Below are 22488 nucleotides of genomic sequence, written 5' to 3'. Positions count from 1 at the left end.
CCAGTCTGTTAGTTTAAGGTGAATATGTCACGATTCTTACATAAACGGAGCCGGGCAGGGGGTTGGTTTTATGCTATTGTGAACATAGAGCACGATCCATACTTTAACAAAAGGAAGAGCACCTATGAAAAAAATAATAATGATTCTCAGCCTTTCCCTGGCATTGCTTTCTGGCTGCAAAGATGCCAATCTTGAAAAAAACCTTCCAATTGCCAAATTTTCTGTTGGCAGCCTACAGATTAATGCTGTCACTGGTTCCTATACATGGGCTGAGGATGGCGAGACTGACCAAAAAGACAAAGGCAAGCCTGTAGAGCTAGCCAAGAATAGCAAGCCGGTTGAAGTGGCTGAAGCTGATTCTATTAAACTCGCATTTAGCAAAGAGCCAACATCCCTCCAAGCCGGATTCCTAGATGAAGCATCCGGAGAAGCGGAGCTTAAAGACGTAACCGAAGGAGTGTTTATGGTCCCGTCCCTTCCTGAAGGGAAACATACAGTTGTCGTAAAAGCGAACTTCCCTAACGGAAATGCTGACTTTATTTTCACTGTCAATGCCATTGAACTTGAAGAGGTTGTAACCAATTTTGCCTATCCTCAGCTTCTGCCTGAAGAACGCCACACATACTCGATGCTGGCAGTGGGCGTGCATGATGAGAAAACGCCACTTGAAACAAACGAAAAAGTCATTCAATATGTAAATGAAATTCTAAGCCTGCCTACTGTAAAACAAGTTAAGCTCATCTATCCAGAGCTTGATATGACTGCTGAGCCTAGCTTTGTCCTGTTTGACCAGAAAGGTCCAGTATTTCAATCGGCAAATATAGAAGAATTGATTTCTTTTATTGATTCGAATAAACCATAAAGCCGCCTTAGAGCAGAAACTATTTTGTATAATTTTTTCCATCAGGGAGATTCTAATCTTGATATAAAATCCACTCCAAAGGAAGTGTGAATTCAAGATGGGGATTTTAAGCGGAAATCCGAAAAATGAACCCCTTCATTATGGGGAAGTATATGGTATGTGGTCTTTCGTTGCAGGAAGCAAAGCAATGACAGCAGGTTATCAAACATTTCTGAACCATATTGGGGATGACGATTTGAAAAAGCTTGTTGAAGAAAACATTGCGACATGCAAGGAACACGAAAAACGAATAGAGGAAATTCTTAAGGAAAATGGGGTGGCCCTTCCGCCAACTCCTCCTGAAAGGCCTTTGGCTGATTTGGAGCAGATTCCTCCAGGCGCGCGGCTTATGGACAACGAAATTGCCATGGCCTCCTCCGCCGACATCGCTGCCGGTCTGGTAATGGTCAGCGGCATGATTGGAAACTGCATTCGCGAAGATATTGCGATGCTCTTTGGTGAAATCCATGCCTCCAAACTTCAGCTTGGGGCACGTTTCTTGAGACTGAATAAAGAGAAAGGCTGGCTGATACCGCCTCCTCTTCATATGATGAAGCCGGCAGAGGAATAAATAGACATATGAAAAGGATGGCAGCCGCCATCCTTTTTTCATCCTGTCATGTTTTGCCTGAAGGCAGGTTCGCATTCCCGACAAACTTCCATATCTTCAATAATCACAATATCATCTGCACTATACTCGATTCCGCATTGGCTGCATTCTATCATTTCATCTGTAAGTGGTATAAACTGTTCTGTTGATGCATCATTTATCTCAATTTTCTCTACCCAGATCCCAGTGGAATGCGGCAATTTATGCTCGAGGTACTCGCTGGCTGCTTCTTCTGTTTCCCATACCCCCAGATCATGTAAAAGTTCATTGCCGCTTCCTGTGTTTGTCATTAATCCATATACTATTTTCATATGGAAGTCTCCTCTCTTTATATGAAGCGAATGTGACACGAAACTTACCGCTGTGCCGATTAGTTGAACCAATTAGATTCGTAGTACCGCTTACCGGCGCGGTCTTTCGGCCAATTATCCCCCATTAGAATGGGACTAACAATCAGTTAATTGATTGAAGTTTACTTTATACTTAGCCAAATTTATGGATTATCAAACCAAGAGGATTTATCCTCCCAATGGCGAATTGGTTTTAATAAGGGGGAATAAAGATGCTAAAACTAGTGAGAGTAGATAAACATGAGGAAGAGACTTTGCATCATTTAATGCAATTTTACATTTATGAATTTGCATTCTATAAAAATGACATCTCGCTTGAAGCGGATGGAACGTATAAACGTTTTGACTTGCGGCACTACTGGCAGGACACCCGTTATCATCCTTTTTTTATCAAGAGAAAGGATGAGCTCATTGGGTTTGCGCTAATTGCTGAAGGGAATGAACAAGAGCCTAACCAAATCGAAGAGTTCCATATTATCAGAAAATACACAGGACGCGGACTTGGCAAACAGGCTGCCTGCCTCTTGTTTGAGATGTTTCGCGGGCACTGGCGAATTACTCAAATCGAGGCAAACACCCTAGCCCAAGTTTTTTGGAGGAGCGCTATTGGCTCATATACGGGTGGAAATTTTACAGAGACTACTGATGAAAAGAATAGGACCGTTCAAGAATTCTGTCTTCCTTAAAAACTTTAAGTAGAAACTTGAAATAGCAGGCAATTTGGTAAGCTTGCATTAAAAATTGCCTGGAGCTTGCCTCCAGGCAATTTTTTGATAAGAAATCGAATGACTCAAATGATACTATCCCTTTTAAAGTCAATTAAATTTAGGGCTAATTCTTCAAGTTTATCTTCGAATTCTTCGGTTTTGTGCTCGAAAACCGACCTAGTTGGAGTAGTTAAATTGCTATTTTTTCTTTTTCAACGATTTGATGAGTCGGAAAAATGATTGAAAAAGTCGTTCCAACCCCAAGTTTGCTCCGTATTTCCATTCTGCCATTATGCTGTTCAATGATTCGCCGAGACATCATCAATCCGAGGCCATGGCCTCCCGTTTTTGAAGTGAAAAAAGGCTGGCCGATTTTTTCAAGCATATCTTCGGGTATCCCAACACCTTCATCGACAAAATCGAGCTTGACTTCCTCCGAATTGGGCTGGGTGACCCGGATATACAGATTGCCGCCACCCGGCATCGCATCAATCGCATTTTTAATAATATTGATAAAAATTTGTTTAAGCTGGTTCTTTTCACAGACGATCATTTCAGGCTGGGTCTTGATTTCAATATTCATGGAGACACTTTTTAACAGAGCCTGCGGCTGCATGAATTTATACACCTGGTCTACGATTTCCAGAATGTTTTCCCTTTTGTAAGGTCTTGAGTGCGGACGGGCGACGGTCATGAATTCGTCGGTTATCATCTCAATCCGGTCAACCTCGGAAAGCATCAGAGTAACGAATGTCTTTTTATGCTCGTCGAGATCTGAATTTATAAGCTGAAGGAATCCTTTCAATGTAGTCAGTGGATTCCGCACTTCATGGGCAATTCCGGCAGCAAGCTCGCCGAGGACGCCCAGCTTTTCATTATTGCGGATGACCTCCTCCATTTCTTTGACTCTGGTAATATCCAATGCAGACCCGACAAGCTCATACACTTCCCCTTCAAAAATGAGCGGTTTCAACGAAACAAATAGCTTTGTTCCGTTCAATTCAACTTCATAATCGACATGGCAAAGCTTGTCCCAGGCCAGTGCATAATATCCTTCCACCCTGTCAGCCATTGTCTCATCTATCTCTCTTATTGATTTTCCAACTATCTCGGAAGAGCATAAATTTAGGAGACGCATTACTTCACCATTACAGAACGTATAGACGAACCTGCCATTTTCAATCTTTCTTACTTTAAAAATAATTCCCTGAACTTCGGATAGAATTATATCCAGTTCCTGTCTGGCACGCTTGATTTCTTTTTCCCTTTCCTGGTCATCGTCAATCAGCTTGAAAAAGACAGCCTGAAGAACGAAATAGTAGCCAATAACTTTGTAAACATGGCCAGTGAAATGCAAAACATCATGGACACTGTGAATCAGAGTGAATACCAGTTCGGACATAAAGATACAAAGACATGCGAGCGAAAGGTACAGGTAAATCGACCTTCCAGTTAACCGGTAAATTCTTAATGTCAGTATGAATCCAATCAAATAAAGTGTGGAAATCCCGTATTCAAGCAGATTTTTTAATAAGGTCGGTCCTTCGCCTTCCCGGATTAGTACTGGCAAGGCATGTTCATAACGGAACACCATCAACGCTATGAGGATTATGTATCCAGCTGCAGCCATAATTAGTGGAACACGCCTGTCTACTTTTTGAACTTTCAACGGTGAAAAGAGTACGATTAGCATCAGAATTGCACCGCTGCCGCGAGCAAAAATCCAGAACCAAACCGTTTTTTGAACAGATCCTTCACCAAAAAAATAGGGCATTTCTGCACCGGTTAGTATATGAAAAAAGTCCAGTATCCCTATGATGAAAAAGACAAGGGAAAGGTAAAGGAGCTGATTGGACTTCGTATGTTTATATTTCCTCCAGGAATATGTATAAATAGTAAACGATATAGCAATTGAAATTAATTCGGATATTGTATGAAAAGCGCGAGAGTTTCTAGGATTCGCCATGTTTGCCAGTTCACTTGAATTCAGGACAACAAAAATGAATGTTGCACTCAAGAGAAGTGAGTAGAAAAAGAATTTCTTTTCCAACTTTGATAGTAGAGTCACCTTAACACCACTTTCAGACTTAAGAAAATTCAGTTAATTAGATTATACAGGAAAATAGTAATGAGTAAATTACTATTTTACATATTTAGTAATAAGGAAAGAGCCCCAGCTCCTTGAAGCGACCCTCTAAAGTGGGCATGTTCATACAATGGGGGTTAAATCTCCTTAAAATACCAAGGTTAAAAATATGTTAAAATAAGGAAAGAGCAAAATTGAGGTAGGTGCGCGATGTCGAAAAATTGGCATGTCTTCTGTTGGATTTTAGCAGGTTTACTATCGTTGGTTTCTTATGGCGAGGCAGGTAATTTCGGGTTTCCAATGGCAACCCTTGTTGTCCATGTAGCCGATGAAATATTTCTTAGCTTCAATCCATTGGGGCTATTTATAAATTATGTATTTGTTTATTGGACAATCAGATTGATTAAGAAGATAAAACAATGGTTTTTATCTACAAAGGCAGGTTATAGCATATTATTGTGAAAAACTGCACCCCAATTGTTAAGTCTGCCTAACAATTAGGGTACAGTTCACTTCTTATACTCCTACAACAAACTCTGTTTTACTTCCAGCCTGGGTTGAGGTAACTTCAAGCCTTGCATCAATTCGCTCTTTCAGTTCAGGTACGTGGGAAATGATTCCGACCAGCCGCCCGCTCGACTGGATATCGATTAATGTATCGATCGCCTGATCAAGTGATTCAGGGTCGAGTGTACCAAATCCCTCATCAATGAACATCGTTTCAAGCGAAACCCCACCGGCATGGGCCTGGACTACATCAGCAAGGCCGAGGGCCAATGAAAGGGACGCCTTAAAGCTTTCGCCTCCTGACAACGTTTTAACATGTCGTTCCTGTGCTGTATATTGGTCGAAAACAAGCAGTTCCAAGCCACTTTGCACATTTCCTTTTGAACGGTCGGTTTTCCTGCGGAGTTCAAAGCGGCCGGATGTCATTTTTGAAAGCCTTCCATTTGCTTCGCGTAAAATGTCATCCAGGAAAGCGGCAAGCACATATCGCTCAAACGTCAGCTTTTGGCTGTTCTGGCCACGTGCGATATCCGAGAGATGCCCGATGACTGTGTACCTGCCCTCAAGCTCCTTCACTTCCTTATTCAACGCTTCAACCCGCTCAAGAATATTCTGGTTTTGGCTCTTTTTTAAAAACAAGTCGTTGGCCTGCTTAGTGAGCACGGAAATTTCGTCAGCAACTTTCCCGAGCGCGGCAGAAATGCTTTCCAAATCAGGGCGGGCTTTTCCTGCAAGCTGGGCAGTAAGCTCAGTCAATTTAACCGTACAGAGATTAACTTCTTCGTTGTACTTGCGGACTTCCTGCTCCAGGACGCCGATTTGCCCGTCGGTAAGTCTGGCCTCCGCATATGCTCCATAGGTTGAGAAGCCCTGGGATTGCATTTGCGACTTAAAGGTCTCCCTCTCCTGTGCCAGTTCAGTATTCTTCCGCTCAAGCAAGCGGTCGGCCTCTTCAAGCCGCGCTGCTTCAGCACCATGCCTCTGTACTGCCTCCTGGTAAAGGTTTGTTGCATGTTCAAACTTAGCGAACAACTGCTCACGATTTGCTTTAGCCTGTTGGAGAGCATTCTCGTAGTTCCGGGCAGAGCGCAACCCTTCAGGGACTACGGCCAGCATCCGTTCCAGCTGGGTTTTCAACTCGGCTTCGCGGATGGCAAGCCCGCTGACCGCGGTCCGGCATTCCTCGATTTCCTTTTGCAGTGCCTGTTTGGAATTGATTGCATCAGCTAATCCTTTTTCGACTTTGCCCTTGTTTCCAAGGACCCGAATGGAATTGCTCATGGCAGCACTAAGTTCAGTTTGTTCTTTCAGTAAGTATGTCCGAAATTCCGGCTCTTGACCTTGGGTGTACCCAGGGTTGCTTGCAGCAAGGTCAGCCGTTGCGGCCTTTTCGTCCTCTGACAATCTCCCGGCCAAAAACCGGCTTCCTGAATAGGCAGCTTCTGCTTCACTCTTTTCTTTTTCAAGGGAAGCGGCAATTTGTTTTGTTTCCTTAATCTGTTGTTCGTTTGGAATATCTGCTGCATTTTTTGCTGCAGGAGATGGATGATGGGCAGAGCCGCAAACCGGGCACGGGCTGCCATCATGAAGTGTTCCCGCCAGTATGGATGCCTGGCCCTTCAGCCAGTTTTCCTCAAGTTTCTCAACTTTTTCCCTTGCAGCCAGGAACCGGGCTTCAGACTGCTGGAAAAGCTTTGATTTAGTTTCGGTGTCGGATGTTGCCTTTTGCAGACTCTCCTGGAGCTTCTCCAGTTTGGCAAGGTTGGCGAGAGCCGCTTGAACCTTTTCAAGCTTGTGCTCGGCTTCCATCTTGGAAATATACGCCTTATCTATTTCAGCCTTTTGTAACAGAAGTTGCTGTTCAGCCTTATCCGTTTCTGCAAGCTTTTTTTCAGCCATTCCTTCCTGTTCCTTTTTCTTGGCATGAAGGATTTTTATCTTTTCAACTTCCTTCTGCACCGAGTCAAGGGAATAAACATCTTCTTTCATTGCCGCTAATTTATTTTCAGCTTCCGTTGCTTGCTGGCGCTCCTGCTCACGGAGTTTTTCTATTTCATATTCCTTTTGGCGGACGTCTTTTAGTTCGGCGAGCCTTTTTACACTGTCCTTGAGCGCGTCGGCCGACCGGGTCGCGTCATCGACCTCCTTTTTCAAGCGGTGGCAAAGCTGTTCCTGTGATGCAAGGAGGGCTGCCTTTCTGGCGAGAGAAATGTGCCGCTCTTTTTCCAAATATATGTCTTTTTGTCCTTCAAGGGCTTGCTTCTTTACTTCGAGTTCTTCATGGTCTTTCATTTGCTTCAGGATTGTTTCGGCAGCAAAATAGTCCTGTTTCAATTTATCCTGCTCAACCCTTTTTTGCTCTGCTTGCTGTGAAAGTTTTTCGATTTCAGCATCCATTTCCGAGATTTCTTCGCGCAAGAGCGGGAGTAACAGCGTATCGTTGGTACTTCCGGCTTCGAGCAGCTCCTTTAGCTCCTCGTGAAAGACTGAATGGATTTGTTTAAGTGTTTCGGAGCGCCTTCCAACTTTTTCTTCGACCTTTTTCTTTAGTTCCTGGGCTTCCGTTTTCAGTTTTTCTTCCACTAGCTTGTAGAGCTGGGTATGGAAAAGCCGCTGAAGGATTGCCTCTTTTTCACGGCTGTCGGAGGTTAGCAGCTTTCTGAATTCACCTTGGGGAATCATCAGGATTTGCCTGAACTGGTTCGCGTCGATCAGCATGATTTCCTTTATCTTGTCTTCTACCTCGGTGATTTTTGTGGCCAGCAGCTTTGGATTGCCGCTATCGTCCATTTCGTAAAGAGAAGCGGTTGCTGGAACCGTTGTTGTCCCTTCGCCCCGTTCTTTTTTACGTTCCTGCTGGGGGGTCCGGGTAATGGTGTACATTTTCCCGCGGAGCGAGAAATCAAGTGAAACTTCCGTCGGCAGCTTTTCATCGGCAAACTGGCTGCGCAAATCGGCTCCTGTCCGGTCTTCACCGCTCGCTTTTCCATAGATTGCGTAGCTGATTGCATCAAAGATGGTTGTCTTGCCTGAACCTGTTTTTCCGGAAATGACGAACATGGTCCTGTTTCCGAGTTCGGAAAAGTCAATTTCTTCTTTGCCCGCGTATGGGCCAAATGCCTGCATTGTTAATTTTATCGGCCTCATACAGGAACCTCCTCCTTAACCGCTGTTTCGATGACACTGGCCATGATCGACCGTTTTTCGTCTGTGAAATCGGACGACGTCATTTCCTTGTAAAACTGCTCGAACAATTCAAGTTCGGTTTTCTTTTGCCGCGACTCCCCGACAGAGAAGGATTGTTTTCTTCTTTGGTCAAGTGCATCGATTCTTTTTTCCAAATGAAGAACGTTCGGATAAACCTGGCGAAGTTTGCCCATCGGGTCGAGGAGGCTTCCTTCATCGAGGAGAGTTACTTTCAGGAAATCATCACGTTTTTGTTTTTCAAAGAAAGAAGGGTCTAGCAGCTCGTCGATGTACCCTTCAAGCTCGCGCATATCCTGATTTGGCGCGAGCGGCCTGAATCGATGTGTAAAGCTTCCGTCGTTTTCCATCTCGATGATGGAAACACCTTTTTTATGCCTTGCTTCTGAAAAAGAATATTTTAATAGAGAGCCTGAATATTTAATTGTATTGTGCCTGATTGCGTCCGGGCTGTGAAGATGGCCAAGCGCGGTGTAGGAAAAAGGTGCGAATAGTTCGGCACCGACACTCCCGGATGCACCCACTGATAAAAGCCTTTCTGAATCACAGCTTTGCCCCCCGGTCACAAATGCATGCCCGACAAACACATTCGGCTCATCAGGATTAATCGTTTCTTCCAGTTTGCCGATCAAGGCCTTCATTGCATCATGATGGGTATGGATAGAAGGGTCATCAAGCAGTTCTTTGACTACCCCTGGCTCCGCATAGGGGACGAGGTAAAAGTTTACTCCGTTAATATGTACTGGTTTTAACGAGTCTGTAATTTTTCCAGATAAATAGAATTGGCTATGCTTGTACCATGAGCTTCCAAAGGATAGCCGGTCGGCACTGTCGTGGTTGCCGGCAATCGAGATAATCGGTGTTTTCATTTCAACATTCAGCCGGAACAGCACTTTATCCAATAGATTTACGGCATCTATTGGCGGCACCGATCTGTCGTACAAATCCCCGGCTATGATGACTGCGTCGGGCTTTTCCTCCTCCACGACCTTTATGAATTGATTAAGAACTTCCCGCTGGTGGTCTGTCATGTATATACCGTGAACAAGCTTTCCAAGATGCCAGTCGGCTGTATGGATAAATTTCAAATTTCCCACCTCTTCCAAATTTGTCTGTTTGGTTTCATTATAAAGCATAAAGCGACATGCCGACGTACCCCAATTATAGGAAATTGGAAAATAATGAGTTTTTCTGGGGAAAATAAACCGTCATTCTGATGGTCTTTACTTCAGAAGTGCACTCAATTAAAAAACAGCCTGGCATTTGAGCCTGGCTGTTTTGTATGGATTCGTTCGATTATAGTTTTGTTACGTTGGCAGCTTGAGGTCCGCGAGCACCTTCCACTACTTCGAAGGAAACTTCCTCGCCTTCTTCAAGTGTTTTGAAGCCTTCTGACTGGATTGCAGAGAAATGAACGAATACATCGTTACCATCTTCTGCTTCGATAAATCCAAAGCCCTTTTCAGCGTTAAACCATTTAACTTTACCGTTTTTCATGTAAAAAAATCCTCCTATTGGCTTTTAAGCCTTGCGTAAAATTTTCACCGTTAACAGCGAAGATAGCAAGCCAGAAACTCTCATCCAACAGTTTTGAAACCTTTGAATAAGCTCGTTGTTTGCATGCTAACTCGTGCAACGGCTTCTTAAAATGTACCATTTCGCCCAAGTATTTGTCAAGATTTGGGGTGTTGACAACTGCCTTGGACTAAAGTTTTCCAGTCAATTTGACGGGCAGATCCTGGATTGATTGGACAACCATATCGAGCCGGGTTTCAATTCTGTACAACAGATAAAGTGTAACAGCAATTGGGAAACCCACTTCACTGATTATCGGGATAATCTGATCCATCTCCACCACCTCCCTTTTAATGTACTACCGAGAAAAGCCGGTTTCAAAATGAAACCGGCTCCCACTATTAAACGATTTCGTAATCCGTCACATTGCGTTCAATCACCTTTGCTCCGTCAATTGCTGTATAATTTCCGTTTGGGGAATGAAATGCATTGGATGCAATAATTTGCTCCATCGACTGTTTTACAACAGCCTGGTCAATCGGTTCCTTCGGGTTTTCAATTGTCAGCTTGGATACTTTTCCGGTTTCCGTCATAAAGCTTAACTCGAGTGTTTTCGCCATTCTATTTCACCTCCTATCCTAAATTGGTAAGGCCATTAGCCTAGGATTTCTGAACGGTCCGTCCTTTCAACTGAGCTGAGTCTATCCTTGCAAAGTGCGGATAGTGCGATAGCAGCCTGGTGCATTTGATCCGGTGTTGCTTCCTTCTTTAAGTTGCTGAAGTTTTTTGCCCTGTAAACCAGCTCTCCCTTTCCATTGAAACCTGCATCAAAAATCAGGCGAAGCCTTGATTCGGCCAGCATTGCTTGTGCCATGTCCATCACCTCCTTTCACCCTTTATATATAGATGAACAGGACAAAAGGACATGGTCTGAAAAACTTTTTATCTTTTAGTTTGTTTTAAATGTCTGAAACGCCACTAATACAGTGGTTAGCTTTCTTAAATATGGTATTTTCCTTGCGGCCCGGCCATCACTTTATGTTGGTAATGGAGTGTCTGCAAGCTTTATTAACGACCGGATACCAACTTATTTGACTCACAAGGTCGCCAAGAAGCTCTATTAACGACCGGACACTACTTTATTTGGCTCACAGGGTCGCTAAGAAGCTCTATTGACAACCGGACACTACTTTATTTGGCTCACAGGGTCGCCAAGAAGCTTTATTAACGACCGGATACCACCATATTCGACTCACCGAGTGGTCAATAGATAGTAAACTGCGCTATTGAACCGGCGTCATAAAGGCTGTTTCCATGAATCATCATTGTACAAAGTTATGCCTTAACATAATTGAAGATAATCGGTTTTCTAATGAGTCTTCGGGTTTTCCCTTACAATCAACTCTATAAAACAACAATTTTCCATCACAAAGCTTTTGCTTAAAATGTTTGAATTGGTGGGGTTTTGTACGAACCATTATTACCTTGTCCCATAGAGTGTTAGGGGAGGTGATCAACAATGGATTTATTCAAATTTCTAAATGAAAACTACTTTTTTCTCGTACCGGTCTTATGGATTATTGGATATGCGCTAAAACAAACTCCTTGGGTGCCTGATTGGGCTATCATCTGGATATTGTTTGCTTTTTCTCTTGTTCTCGCATGCATGGGATTCGGCTTTAACGTAGAAGCGATAACAAACAGCATACTCGCAACTGGAGTAGCAGTATTCGGTCATCAAGCCGTAAAACAATTTAATGAAGGAATGCGTTACAAAAAGTAGTAAAAGAAAAGACGAAGCAGGTTACCCCGCATCGTCCTCTTTTCACTTTTTATTCTCCATATTTCGGATTATGCGATTTCGTTCGGCACCATCAGATAGCTCCTCTGAAAATTCATGCTCCTTGTTTTTTCTGATTAGGTCCGAACTTTTTATTGTTTTCGGAGGCAGATTATTGTTCGGTGCTCCCTGTTCATCCCACTTTACCATCACACCACCACTTTCACGTGTTTTCCATAGTATGAAGTAAATTACCCGGGACCATTCACAGCTCTCCATGCAGAGTCAGGACTACCCTTTGTTGCGATGAATCAATCCCAGGATTCCACGCCTGGTTCCATGAAATTCTTCTGGTCAAATCGAAACTGGTTTTGCCTCGGAACTGGCTGGCTTTGTTTCTTTTTGTTTACAGCACCTTACCATCGAGATTGCGTGGCTGTCATAACGTTCTCCGTTATTATCCCCACAAGCCTTCCCTCTGTTATTTTAAAGTGTTAGGTAAAAAAATCATTTACTTTACTTACGCAGAATTATATGGCATTCTAGAGTCGGTTTTAAGGATTAAACGTGTTTGCCCAATCACCCTCATTCGACGGTTGGACTTCCAACCTTCCAAAGTACCAAACATTCCAAAAAGTTTCCTTTTGTATAATCCCATGTATTTTTTAAGGAATATTCTTTGCGAATTTTTATTTGTGAAATGTTTCACTTATTTTTTCGATTCAGAAATCTTTGTTATATCTATTTTTGGAAATTTGCAATGGAATTTTGGTGAACTTTGGTTTTACATTAAATGTTTTCATAAATTGTTCACAATTGAACATACTGTGACAATTTAAATTTTGCTAGAATGAGAGTGAGAACATGTGTGATAAAAATCACAATATGCAACACCAACCCTTATTGAAAATACTATTTTGAAATTGTGATTGCTATCATGCATCCATATTTCGAGAGGAGCTGACGAAGTGAAGAAAAAGAGTTTGCTTGGTTCATTGATTGCAATTTTATCAATGGTTGTCCTGAGCGGCTGTGAAAAGCTGGTTGTATTTGATCCTCAGGGCCCTGTTGCCAGGGAACTTGCCGGGTTGATTAACTATTCCATCCTACTCATGTCACTAGTTGTCATAACTGTGTTCGTGCTGCTCGTTGTCATTGTTTGGAAATACCGTGAGAGAAAAGACAACATGGATTACGAGCCTCCTGAAGAGCACGGAAGCAAGTGGCTGGAAATTACTTGGACTTTGATCCCTATTTTGCTTGTCACTGCACTTGCAATTCCTACTGTAAAAACAATTTATGCAGTTGAGGAAGTTCCAAAGGGCTATGAAAACCAAGAACCATTGGTCATCCATGTCACATCTGCTGACTGGAAATGGATTTTCAGCTATCCAGAAGAAGGAATTGAAACTATTAACTATGTGAATATCCCGGTAGACCGGCCAATTGACTTCCGTTTGACTTCTGCCGGCACGATGCAAAGCTTTTGGATTCCATCTTTAGCTGGACAGAAATACACGATGGCAAAAGCCGAAACCAATCTGCATCTTGTTGCAGACAACCCAGGTTCGTTTGTTGGTAAAAACTCCAACTTTAACGGACAAGGTTATGCAGGGATGGAATTTGAAGTACTTGCACAAACACAAGAGGAATTTGATGAATGGGTAAAAGAGGTTAAGGAAACTGCTCCAAAGCTGACTGAAGAGGAGTATGAAAAGAAGCTTGAGCCTTCCCACCTTGGCCGTGAAACGTATTCCAATACTCACCTTGAGTGGGTGGATCACTCTGACCCTAACTCACCAAACTACTTGAATCCAGAAATGTATGACCGAGGTCATGGCTGGAAGGGACAAGTATTTGAAGACGAAAACAACTATAAAAATGAGCCTAAGGCCGGCAATGAAGGCCATGAAGGCATAAATGAAGAAGAAACTTCTGATGGAGGTGACCATAGTGGGCATTAAATGGGATGAATTTTTTGTCACAGGTGACCCATTAATTTTTGCGTCACAAATTGCAATTTTCCTGACAGCGTTCGGTCTCGTCGCCGCCCTGACTTATTTTAAGAAATGGAGATGGCTATGGGAGAACTGGCTGACAACGGTTGACCATAAAAAACTGGGGATTATGTACATCCTGATGGGTGTGCTAATGTTTTTCCGAGGCGGAGTCGACGGGCTGATGATGAGGGCTCAAACTGCCGTACCTGAGAACGAATTTCTGAATGCACAGCACTATAATGAAGTATTTACAACACACGGCGTTATTATGATTCTGTTTGTTGCAATGCCGCTGTTAATTGGTTTCATGAACTTTCTTATTCCGCTGCAGATCGGCGCACGCGATGTTGCCTTCCCGCAGCTGAACGCTTTGAGCTTCTGGTTAACGTTCGCTGGTGCGATGCTATTCAACATTTCATTCGTTATTGGCGGATCACCTGATGCAGGTTGGACATCCTACTTCCCGCTCGCCGGTAAGGAATTCAGTCCAGGCATCGGTAACAACTTCTATGCAGTCGGACTGCAGATTGCCGGTGCCGGTACATTGATGACGGGAATTAACTTTGTCGTTACTGTCCTGAAAATGCGGACAAAAGGCATGACATTGCTGAAGATGCCTATGTTTACATGGACATCCTTCGTCTCTTCACTAATTATCGTCGCAGCCTTCCCTATCTTTACGGTTGCACTTGCGCTTATGACTTTCGACCGTATTTGGGGAACTCACTTCTTTACGGTTTCTGGCGGCGGTATGGATATGCTTTGGGCAAACTTGTTCTGGCTTTGGGGACACCCGGAAGTTTATATAGTTGTCCTCCCTGCCTTCGGTATTCTATCTGATGTTATTTCGACTTTTGCACGAAAGACTCTTTACGGTTATACATCGATGGTAATTTCGATTCTGGCTATTTCTGTTTTAAGTATGGTCGTTTGGGTTCACCACTTCTATACAATGGGTAACAGTTCAGCAGTCAACTCATTCTTCTCGATTACAACGATGGCCATTGCGATACCGACTGGTATTAAGGTTTTCAACTGGCTGTTCACGATGAGAAAAGGACGAATAAAATTGTCTACCGCGATGATGTGGGCTCTTGCCTTTATCCCATGCTTTGTTATCGGCGGGGTAACAGGTGTTATGCTTGCAAGTGCTGCTGCAGACTATCAATATCACAACACATTGTTCCTGGTAGCCCATTTCCATTACACTCTCATTCCGGGCGTTGTCTTCCCGATCTTTGCCGGCTTTTACTACTGGTGGCCTAAAATGTTCGGTTACATGCTCAACGAGAAAATCGGAAAATGGCATTTCTGGCTGTTCGTTATCGGCTTTAATTTGACATTCTTCCCAATGTTCTTCCTTGGGCTCGATGGTGCGGTTCGCCGTGCGTACACATATTCTGCTGAAACTGGCTTTGGTCCGTTGCAGATGCTCTCATTTGTTGGTGCATTGGTTCTGGCAGCAGGCTTTGGAGCACTATGCTACAACATCTACTACAGCTGGAAGAATGCAGACCGCAATGTCGGGAACGACCCTTGGGATGCACGTACGCTTGAATGGGCGACTGCTACACCGGTCCAGGCTTATAACTTTGCATTTTTGCCAGAGGTTAAAAAATTGGATGCATTCTGGGATATGAAAAAGAACAACGAAATTAAGAAGCTTCCTCTTGAAGAGAAGGACGTTGAGGAAATCCACTTACCAAGCAATACTTGGATCCCATTCTATATGGCCATGGCTTCCCTCGTAACAGGATTCGTGCTCGTATTTGAATGGAAATGGGCTGCCTTGTTTGGTTTAATAGCATTCTTTGTAGGCATGGGCTTCCGTTCGTTTGATTATGATGAAGGCTTCTATGTCAAAAAGGATGAAATAATTAAGACTGAAAACGGCTGGAGAACACCAGGTAAAGGAGTGAAAAACCATGTCGGCTAAAACAAATGCTGCACTTCCATTGGAATATCAATCACAGCAAAACCAAATGAACATCCTTGGCTTCTGGGTTTTCCTCCATGCCGAGATCGTTCTGTTTGCTACTCTATTTGCCGTCTATGGCATACTTGGTGAACGGTATGCAGGCGGCCCTACCCAGCAGGATCTTTTCATTGTAAAAGATGTCCTGATTATGACATTCCTGCTGTTGACAAGCAGTTTTACAATTGGCGTTTCCATATGGGAAATGCGCCGCAACAACATGAAAGGCATGCTGATTTGGCTTGCACTTACCCTTCTGCTCGGCGGCGGATTCCTGTTCATGGAAATTAAAGAGTTCTTGCACTATATCGATCTGGGCGCAACTTGGCAAACGAGCGCCTTCCTATCAAGCTTTTTTGTACTGCTTGGTACCCACGGTGTTCACGTAACGATTGGTATTGGCTGGGCTATTCTATTGGCCATCCAGTTCCTGAAGCGCGGCATCACGACTGTTACAGCACGAAAGATTTTCATCTTCGGTCTGTACTGGCATTTCCTTGATGTTGTCTGGATTTTCATTTTCACGTTCGTATATTTAGCAGGGTTGGTGTCTTAGTATGAAAAATAACACGAAAAGTTTCCCGTTAAGCCATGTCCTTGGATTCCTGCTTTCATTAGTCCTGACATTCGGGGCTGCATGGATAGCATTAGGAACGTCCTTGCCGGTGCAAACGATCATGTGGTTCATCGGCACACTTGCAGTCATCCAGGCAGCCATTCAGCTCTACATGTTCATGCACTTGACTGAAGGCGGAAATAAAGTTGTCAACAACATCAATATGATGTTCTCAGCTTTCATGATTGTCGTCGTTGTAGCCGGTACAATCTGGGTATTGACGACAGGTCACTCACACTGATATGAATTGATAAAAAACCAGGCTCCCCCGCAGTGGCAGCCTGGTTTTTTGTTTTGCTTCAACACTCATTGGCTTTTGTCCCTTAGGTCATCACCACTAAACGAGTGCTGCCCCCTTATTGCTGTGCCTATCTTTTACCACCCCTGATCAATCTTAATTGTGGCTGTGTCACACTTCCTTCATTCTTAAAGATTTTAAATAGAGAAAAATTAAATAAGGCTAGGAAGAATGCCAGCACCATCTGCTGATATGCATGAGTGTAAAAAAGGACAAAAATGCTGGCACAACAATAAACCCCTAGAGCCAAATAGAAGTATTTTAAAATTTGACCCATAAACCATCCCCCCAGATGTTTTGTATTTCCTATATTAACAGAATTTATAGTAAATTGTCACAAAATGTTCAAAATTTCAAGAAACTTTTTTTCGACTTTTTTCTATTATGATTTGTCACTAATTTGCCACTTATAGCAAGAAATTCCTCTAAAAATGAAGGGATTTGCTGCAGATAACTAGAATTAATTCAAGGTAAGACAAAAAGGAGGAAGATGAATGAAAAAGAAATTACTTGCTATGTTGTTTAGCGGAGCGATTGCATTTGGAGTATTTGTAGTGCCGGGGAATGAAGTTCAGGCAAAGAAGATTGAGGTAGAACCATGTGATTGCCATACACCTATTTTTGGAGTAGAACGTAATAAAATAGTCGCAGAATTATTAAGCAATGAGGAGTTTAAAGCTAAGAAAGTTGAATTAACTGATTTGGGGTACAAATGGCAGGGTTCTGCTCTAATTGAAGTTGTAAAATTTAATGAAACAACACCTGTTCCAGGGACTATAGCAATAGCAATTCCATTTAAAAACAAAAATGGAGTAATTGAATATGCTACATACCTTACAGGTATCGGCTTTTTCCCGGAATTAAGATCACGTTAATAAATAAAGGGAGTCGGCTAGGCCACACTCCCTTTTCTCTTTCCTTTCTAATTTCGAAAAATTTGATCGATCAGATTAATCTCTTCTTTGGTCAGTTTTACATCAAGTGTTCTCAAATTATGAAGAACCTGCTCCGCCCTTTTCGCTCCAGGAATGATCGTATCAATTGCCTCTCTGGTTAGGTACCAGGCCAGTACGATGTGTGAAACCTCCCCCCCTTTTTCTTCAGCAATTTTTCGCAGCTTGTCTACCTTGGCTATTGTCTTTTCGTAAATACCCTCTTTAAAATACTTTCCTCGTTTGCCGCTTACATCGGTTTTCAAATCATACTTTCCTGTCAGCAGCCCGGATGCCAGCGGGAAGTATGGGACAAATGAAATACGATTCTCCAATGCATATGGGAATAACTCTTTTTCTGCCGAGCGGTTGATCAGATTGTACTCACCTTGGTAAACGTCGACATGGCCATCCTTGTTCGCTTCTCTCAACTGGTCAATAGAAAAGTTCGAAACCCCGATGGCACGGATTTTACCTTCATCCTTCAAATCCTTTAATACCCCTACTGCTTCATCTTTCGGAGTATCCTTATCCGGAAAATGGATATAAAACAAATCTATGTAATCTGTCTTGAGCCGCTGAAGACTCTCTTCCACCGATTGTTTTAAGAAGGAAGGGGAATTGTCATGTACAACATCATTGCCGACAAATTTATAGGATGCTTTTGTCGCAATGACAACTTCTTGCCGTGCATGCAGTTCCTTAACCACTTCCCCAATAAGCTCCTCAGAACGCTTCGGCCCATACATATAGGCAGTGTCAATAAAGTTCAATCCGTTCTTTATGCCAGTCCTGAGCAACTCACGCCCCGCATCTTCATCAGCCTTGGGATATATATTGTGGCCTCCTACATAGTTAGTACCCAATCCAACCGGGTTTACATAAAGATCGGTTCTGCCTAACCTTACTTTGTTATCCATTCTTTCTCTCCTCTCATGACAACTGTTCCCATCATAACAATGCCGTTTCCACATTTAAAAACGATTTGAATCAAAAAAATATCTAGTTCATATTAAAAATTGCTTCAGACAAGTGTTGTATTGATAACGTTTCGGGTTCATCAGTCACCCAAAACGTAGCCAATAGACATTATTGATACCGTTTCAGGTTCTTCAGCCCTTCAAAATGTAACCAATAGACCTTATTGATAACGTTTCAGGTTCATCAGACTTCTGAAATGTAACCAATGAAGATATATGAACTCTTAATTCCCTTGAATGAACAGAATAGCCCCAGTTCGCCTGCAGCTCACCTGACAAAAATTAAAAAGGGCATCCCAAGTTACAAATGGGGCACCCTCTCTCAATTACACACTATTTTATTTATGCGGAGTTATAACAAGGTTCGGTTTTGTGATACTTGGATCTGGCAGCCCTTCGACTACCGCAATATTCCCATATTTCTTCCTTAGTTCATCAATTGGGCCAATCTCTATATTGCCATATGGGCAAGCGGCAACACAGGCTGGTTCTTCACCTTTTTCCCTCAAGTCTGCACACATGTCGCATTTTGATATCCGGAATGTCTTTTTGTTTAATTGAGGTGCACCGTACGGACATTCCTTTATACAAAATTGGACACCGCGGCATATTTTTACGTCTGCCCAGACAACGCCGTCCTCTTTATTTTTTTTCATCGCACCTGTTGGGCATGAAGTAACACATTTTGGGTCATCACAATGATTGCATGACAACGACAGCCAGGCGGCCTTGACGGTATGCGTAAGTCCGTTTCCGGATTCTTGGAATGCACCGCTTCTTGATTCCCAGACACGACGGAATGCGCGTTCATCGTCAAGATCATTTTTATCCTTGCAGGCCATAAAGCAGGCATTGCAGCCGGCACAACGGCTTTGGTTAACATAAAATCCTAATTGTACTGCCACGTTGGTCTCCTCCTTTTAGGCCCTGGCCACTTCGACAAGCATCGTTTGATGGGCATTTCCGTGCGCAAGGGGCGTCTTCCGCTGCGAGGTGAGCACGTTGGCGCATCCACCCCGGTCGATGCCGTTCTCATCTGGCTGATACCATGCGCCCGCTTGCATGGCGACAACTCCGGGAATGATTCTTGGAGTGACTTCAGCTGGAATCATGGTCGTTCCCCTGTCGTTATATATCTTGACAAGGTCTCCCTGCTTCAGGCCCCGCTTGCTTGCATCAATAGGATTGATCCAGAGTACTTGTTTCGCAACCTGCTGTTGCCATGGATGATTGTAAAATCCTGAATTCATCCTGTTCTTCCCTTTCCAGGTGATGCACTGGAGCGAGTATTTTTCCTTTAAAGGGTCCTCGGCACCTTCCCACTCTGGAATATATTTAGGAATCGCCGGTATTTCCTCATTTTTCATACCAAACAGTGTTTTCGAAAAAAGTTCGATTTTCCCCGAAGGAGTATCAAATTTATTGTTTGCAGGATCCTCAATTTGCGCTTTGAAAGCAACACGCGGGCCGTCATAGCGCCAATAATGGACACGGTTCTTTTTCAAATCCTCAAAGGTTGGAGTGTCTGGATACTGTTTTCTTGTCTCATCAAGAATATATTTGATCCAGCCAAGTTCATCACGGTTTTCAGTAAACTCCTTGCCGATTCCGAGCCCTTCTGCGACCTCGGACATCCATTCATAATCAGAGCGCGCTTCATAATAGTTGTTGACGATTTTTTCGGAAAGCATGAAGTAGTCTCCAGAAGCCCAGGACCCGCCGAGATTCCACCTCTCGAAGAAAGTTGTCTCAGGCAAGAGGATGTCGGCATATTTAGCGCTTGGTGTGAGGAAATGGTCACTGACGACAATAAATTCGACGAGACTTTCATCCTCCAAAATTTTAATGGTTTTATTTACATCTGGCTGCTGGTTGACGAGGTAGTTGCCGGCTAGATTATAAATTAGCTTTATGTTTTGTGTTAGCTTATCCATTCCCTGGAGGCCATCAGCCGGAGTGATTTTTCTCGCATCGGTAATTGCATCTGTCCAGGACATGATGGAGATGGATCCTTTAAACGGATTTTCCGGTACAGGAACATCAATGGCAAACTTACGAGGGATACCGCCATAGCCAGATGCCCAGGCGCCTAGTTTCCCTACATTGCCAGTGATTGTCGCAAGCATCGTTCCGCCACGGGCTATTCTCTCCCCGCTTGCATGGCGCTGCGGGCCCCACCCTTGAATCAGGGCAGCTGGTCTTGCCGTCGCATATGCGCGTGCTAATTCACGGATTTTGCTTGCCGGAACTTTTGTGATTTTTTCAGCCCATTCTGGAGTCTTCTCAATGCCGTCTTTTTTTCCAAACAGGTAAGAAACAATTGATTCATTTCCAGGTACGCCCTCCGGCATATGCTCCTCATCAAATCCAACAACGAATTTATCCAGGAATGCCTTATCATGGAGATTTTCTTTCACAATGACATAAGCCATTGCATCCATTAGTGCATTATCGGTTCCAGGCAAAATTGGGATCCACTCATCCGCATACGCGGCAATTGAATCAGAATAACGTGGATCGACAGCAATAAACTTGATGCCTTTTTGTTTCAGTTTGTAATAGTAATGATTTGTATTGCCGAAGATGGTTTCGGTTGGGTTATGTCCCCACAAGATGACAAGGTTTGTATGCTCAAGTGAATCGAGTGAGCTTCCAGATTGGGCTGTACCGTATGTGTAAGGCGTAGCCGCTGCGGTATTTCCCATTGATACGGAATGATAATAATTCAGGAATCCGCCGTCCAACCCAAACAGTCTTTTAGCCAAATATGCGCCGCCAAACGAACCGCCTGTTACCGCTGTCCCCTGGTGGATGTAGCGGGACTCAGGGCCATATGTCTCTGTAATCCGTTTTGTTTCTTTTGTAATGATCTCGACAGCTTCTTTCCAGGAAATTCGCTCGAACTTTCCTTCACCGCGCTTGCCGACCCGCTTCATAGGATACTTCAGCCGATCGGGATGGTATTGATACTTCCGATAGCTGCGGCCGCGTACACACGCCTTCATATACGGATTTTTCTCATCCAGTTCATTATTGGTGCGAGCGCTTACCTTTACAATAACACCATTCTTAACATGAGCTTTAATTAAGCATTTGCCTCCGCAATCAAAGGTGCTGCAGGTAGGAATGATTTCTTCGGGAAAATTTGGCGCTTTTGCAACAGGTACGTTTGTACTTTTTTTCAAATAATTCGTTGTAGCCAGGCCCCCGGCAACTGCTGGAATGGTAAGGGCACCGGTCCATTTCAAAAATGTACGCCGGGATAATTTATTCCACGTCTTTTTGTCACTCATGATTTAATACCTCCTTGATAACAGCTGCGGTATCTTGTTCCATTTCGATATACTCCTTTAATAGGACTGATGCCGCTTTGAACCAAAGCGTGTTAGCGTTTTGTTCGAGAAGAGTGGCATAGGCTGGAGTCCAGCGCAGAAAATGAGCCTCAAGGAATGCCGTGTAATCGGCCATTATTTTCTGACATTCCAACTCTTCCCTACTAGTAAGAAACTCGTTCATTAAATGAGCAAGAAACTCCAATTCTATGACAATATGATCGTCAGGTTCATTGTTTTCCCTTATAAAGGACAAGCCGTAAGCGTTATAAGATTGTCTAACTTTAAGAGTTTCCTCCTCAAACAGCAGGTGTTCCTTTCCAAGGTAAACAGATTCCCATGGAGGTGCCGGCATTACATTGGGGCCGACGAACAAATAATTGAATTCATCCCGGGCTCCGGATAGTTGCTGCTGCTTGTTTTCATTAAGGGAAATCATGAACTCTTTCAGTATCTCTGATCCTTCACTGTTTTGGGCAAATGTATGAAAAAAGGGGTCGTGCTCCAGAGCCTCGGCCCTTTCATTGTCTGGAGGTGCATCAAGGAGAAAGCGAAGCAATTGGTTAATATATAATTTGGTAACCACAAAATCCCGATGTTCTCCCGTACTTACTGTTTCAACCATATTTTCACCGCCAATAACTTTTTATAGCATTTTAAAGCTGTTAATAATATCTAATTTCTCTCTTTTATCA

Annotated in this window: 24 protein-coding genes; 10 read left to right on the top strand and 14 right to left on the bottom strand. The window is 43.4% G+C overall.

Annotated elements, in window-relative coordinates:
* Window positions 1-124 precede the first annotated feature (124 nt).
* Together A8F94_RS23100 and A8F94_RS23095 are read left to right on the top strand one after the other, a co-directional pair.
* Window positions 125-862, top strand: coding sequence for a hypothetical protein (locus A8F94_RS23100; protein ID WP_066206375.1), 738 nt, complete (start codon window positions 125-127; stop codon window positions 860-862).
* A 97-nt stretch (window positions 863-959) separates the two neighbouring features.
* On the top strand, window positions 960-1472 hold the full coding sequence (locus A8F94_RS23095) for a DUF3231 family protein (RefSeq protein WP_066206372.1): 513 nt from the start codon (window positions 960-962) through the stop codon (window positions 1470-1472).
* A gap of 38 nt (window positions 1473-1510) precedes the next feature.
* Here A8F94_RS23095 and A8F94_RS23090 read toward each other — a convergent pair whose 3' ends face one another.
* Window positions 1511-1822, bottom strand: coding sequence for a hypothetical protein (locus A8F94_RS23090; protein WP_066206370.1), 312 nt, complete (start codon window positions 1820-1822; stop codon window positions 1511-1513).
* A gap of 251 nt (window positions 1823-2073) precedes the next feature.
* Between A8F94_RS23090 and A8F94_RS23085 the strand changes: the two genes are divergently transcribed.
* A complete protein-coding gene (locus A8F94_RS23085; RefSeq protein ID WP_066206368.1) occupies window positions 2074-2547 on the top strand; it encodes a GNAT family N-acetyltransferase in 474 nt (157 codons plus the stop codon).
* A 211-nt stretch (window positions 2548-2758) separates the two neighbouring features.
* Here A8F94_RS23085 and A8F94_RS23080 read toward each other — a convergent pair whose 3' ends face one another.
* Window positions 2759-4636: an MASE3 domain-containing protein gene (locus tag A8F94_RS23080; protein WP_066206364.1), complete on the bottom strand. Its 1878-nt coding sequence runs from the start codon at window positions 4634-4636 to the stop codon at window positions 2759-2761.
* 228 nt (window positions 4637-4864) lie between these two features.
* Between A8F94_RS23080 and A8F94_RS23075 the strand changes: the two genes are divergently transcribed.
* Window positions 4865-5116, top strand: a complete 252-nt coding sequence (locus A8F94_RS23075) for a hypothetical protein (protein ID WP_066206361.1) — start codon at window positions 4865-4867, stop codon at window positions 5114-5116.
* A 54-nt stretch (window positions 5117-5170) separates the two neighbouring features.
* Here A8F94_RS23075 and A8F94_RS23070 read toward each other — a convergent pair whose 3' ends face one another.
* From A8F94_RS23070 to A8F94_RS23045, 6 genes are all read right to left on the bottom strand, one after another.
* On the bottom strand, window positions 5171-8308 hold the full coding sequence (locus A8F94_RS23070) for an AAA family ATPase (RefSeq protein ID WP_066206358.1): 3138 nt from the start codon (window positions 8306-8308) through the stop codon (window positions 5171-5173).
* Window positions 8305-9453: an exonuclease SbcCD subunit D gene (locus tag A8F94_RS23065; protein ID WP_066206952.1), complete on the bottom strand. Its 1149-nt coding sequence runs from the start codon at window positions 9451-9453 to the stop codon at window positions 8305-8307. Before A8F94_RS23065 ends, A8F94_RS23070 begins: the two co-directional genes overlap by 4 nt.
* Window positions 9454-9661: 208 nt before the next feature.
* Window positions 9662-9862, bottom strand: coding sequence for a cold-shock protein (locus A8F94_RS23060; protein ID WP_043929692.1), 201 nt, complete (start codon window positions 9860-9862; stop codon window positions 9662-9664).
* A 208-nt stretch (window positions 9863-10070) separates the two neighbouring features.
* The gene (locus tag A8F94_RS23055; protein ID WP_066206355.1) at window positions 10071-10214 is read right to left on the bottom strand and encodes a YvrJ family protein; all 144 of its coding nucleotides are present in this window, start codon (window positions 10212-10214) and stop codon (window positions 10071-10073) included.
* A gap of 67 nt (window positions 10215-10281) precedes the next feature.
* On the bottom strand, window positions 10282-10500 hold the full coding sequence (locus A8F94_RS23050) for a DUF2922 domain-containing protein (protein ID WP_066206352.1): 219 nt from the start codon (window positions 10498-10500) through the stop codon (window positions 10282-10284).
* A gap of 35 nt (window positions 10501-10535) precedes the next feature.
* Complete coding sequence (locus A8F94_RS23045; protein ID WP_066206347.1) at window positions 10536-10754, bottom strand: DUF1659 domain-containing protein; 219 nt, start codon at window positions 10752-10754, stop codon at window positions 10536-10538.
* Between the two features lie 645 nt (window positions 10755-11399).
* On the opposite strand from A8F94_RS23045, the gene A8F94_RS23040 reads away from it, so the two are divergent.
* Window positions 11400-11663 carry a phage holin family protein gene (locus A8F94_RS23040; RefSeq protein WP_066206344.1) on the top strand — a complete coding sequence of 88 codons (264 nt, stop codon included), beginning with the start codon at window positions 11400-11402 and terminating at the stop codon, window positions 11661-11663.
* Window positions 11664-11705: 42 nt separating this feature from the next.
* Here A8F94_RS23040 and A8F94_RS25985 read toward each other — a convergent pair whose 3' ends face one another.
* The gene (locus A8F94_RS25985; protein ID WP_175384504.1) at window positions 11706-11870 is read right to left on the bottom strand and encodes a hypothetical protein; all 165 of its coding nucleotides are present in this window, start codon (window positions 11868-11870) and stop codon (window positions 11706-11708) included.
* An 803-nt stretch (window positions 11871-12673) separates the two neighbouring features.
* Between A8F94_RS25985 and qoxA the strand changes: the two genes are divergently transcribed.
* From qoxA to qoxD, 4 genes are read left to right on the top strand one after another with little or no spacing between them, the layout of a single operon-like run.
* Window positions 12674-13624, top strand: a complete 951-nt coding sequence (qoxA, locus tag A8F94_RS23035; protein ID WP_066206949.1) for a cytochrome aa3 quinol oxidase subunit II — start codon at window positions 12674-12676, stop codon at window positions 13622-13624.
* Window positions 13614-15596, top strand: a complete 1983-nt coding sequence (gene qoxB, locus A8F94_RS23030) for a cytochrome aa3 quinol oxidase subunit I (protein ID WP_066206342.1) — start codon at window positions 13614-13616, stop codon at window positions 15594-15596. The genes qoxA and qoxB overlap by 11 nt, the downstream gene beginning before the upstream one ends.
* A complete protein-coding gene (qoxC, locus tag A8F94_RS23025) occupies window positions 15586-16191 on the top strand; it encodes a cytochrome aa3 quinol oxidase subunit III (protein ID WP_066206339.1) in 606 nt (201 codons plus the stop codon). Before qoxB ends, qoxC begins: the two co-directional genes overlap by 11 nt.
* A gap of 1 nt (window position 16192) precedes the next feature.
* On the top strand, window positions 16193-16492 hold the full coding sequence (gene qoxD / locus A8F94_RS23020; protein ID WP_066206336.1) for a cytochrome aa3 quinol oxidase subunit IV: 300 nt from the start codon (window positions 16193-16195) through the stop codon (window positions 16490-16492).
* A 127-nt stretch (window positions 16493-16619) separates the two neighbouring features.
* Here qoxD and A8F94_RS23015 read toward each other — a convergent pair whose 3' ends face one another.
* A complete protein-coding gene (locus A8F94_RS23015) occupies window positions 16620-16826 on the bottom strand; it encodes a hypothetical protein (RefSeq protein WP_066206333.1) in 207 nt (68 codons plus the stop codon).
* A gap of 217 nt (window positions 16827-17043) precedes the next feature.
* Here A8F94_RS23015 and A8F94_RS23010 point away from each other — a divergent pair, with 217 nt between their 5' ends.
* A complete protein-coding gene (locus A8F94_RS23010) occupies window positions 17044-17424 on the top strand; it encodes a hypothetical protein (protein ID WP_066206330.1) in 381 nt (126 codons plus the stop codon).
* Window positions 17425-17471: 47 nt separating this feature from the next.
* On the opposite strand, the gene A8F94_RS23005 is transcribed toward A8F94_RS23010, so the two are convergent.
* The 4 genes from A8F94_RS23005 to A8F94_RS22990 form a co-directional block, all read right to left on the bottom strand.
* Complete coding sequence (locus A8F94_RS23005) at window positions 17472-18401, bottom strand: aldo/keto reductase (RefSeq protein ID WP_066206328.1); 930 nt, start codon at window positions 18399-18401, stop codon at window positions 17472-17474.
* Window positions 18402-18799: 398 nt separating this feature from the next.
* Window positions 18800-19366 carry a DMSO/selenate family reductase complex B subunit gene (locus tag A8F94_RS23000; protein ID WP_066206326.1) on the bottom strand — a complete coding sequence of 189 codons (567 nt, stop codon included), beginning with the start codon at window positions 19364-19366 and terminating at the stop codon, window positions 18800-18802.
* A gap of 15 nt (window positions 19367-19381) precedes the next feature.
* Window positions 19382-21754, bottom strand: coding sequence for a DMSO/selenate family reductase complex A subunit (locus A8F94_RS22995; protein WP_066206323.1), 2373 nt, complete (start codon window positions 21752-21754; stop codon window positions 19382-19384).
* Window positions 21747-22418: a TorD/DmsD family molecular chaperone gene (locus A8F94_RS22990; RefSeq protein ID WP_066206321.1), complete on the bottom strand. Its 672-nt coding sequence runs from the start codon at window positions 22416-22418 to the stop codon at window positions 21747-21749. Before A8F94_RS22990 ends, A8F94_RS22995 begins: the two co-directional genes overlap by 8 nt.
* Window positions 22419-22488: the final 70 nt, after the last annotated feature.

Origin of the sequence: Bacillus sp. FJAT-27225 (assembly GCF_001685025.1) — a bacterium.
In the GTDB taxonomy this organism is placed as follows: Bacteria; Bacillota; Bacilli; order Bacillales; family Cytobacillaceae; genus Bacillus_D.
The sequence above is the reverse complement of the archived record's forward strand: the minus strand, read 5'-3'. Positions and strand labels throughout refer to the sequence as shown.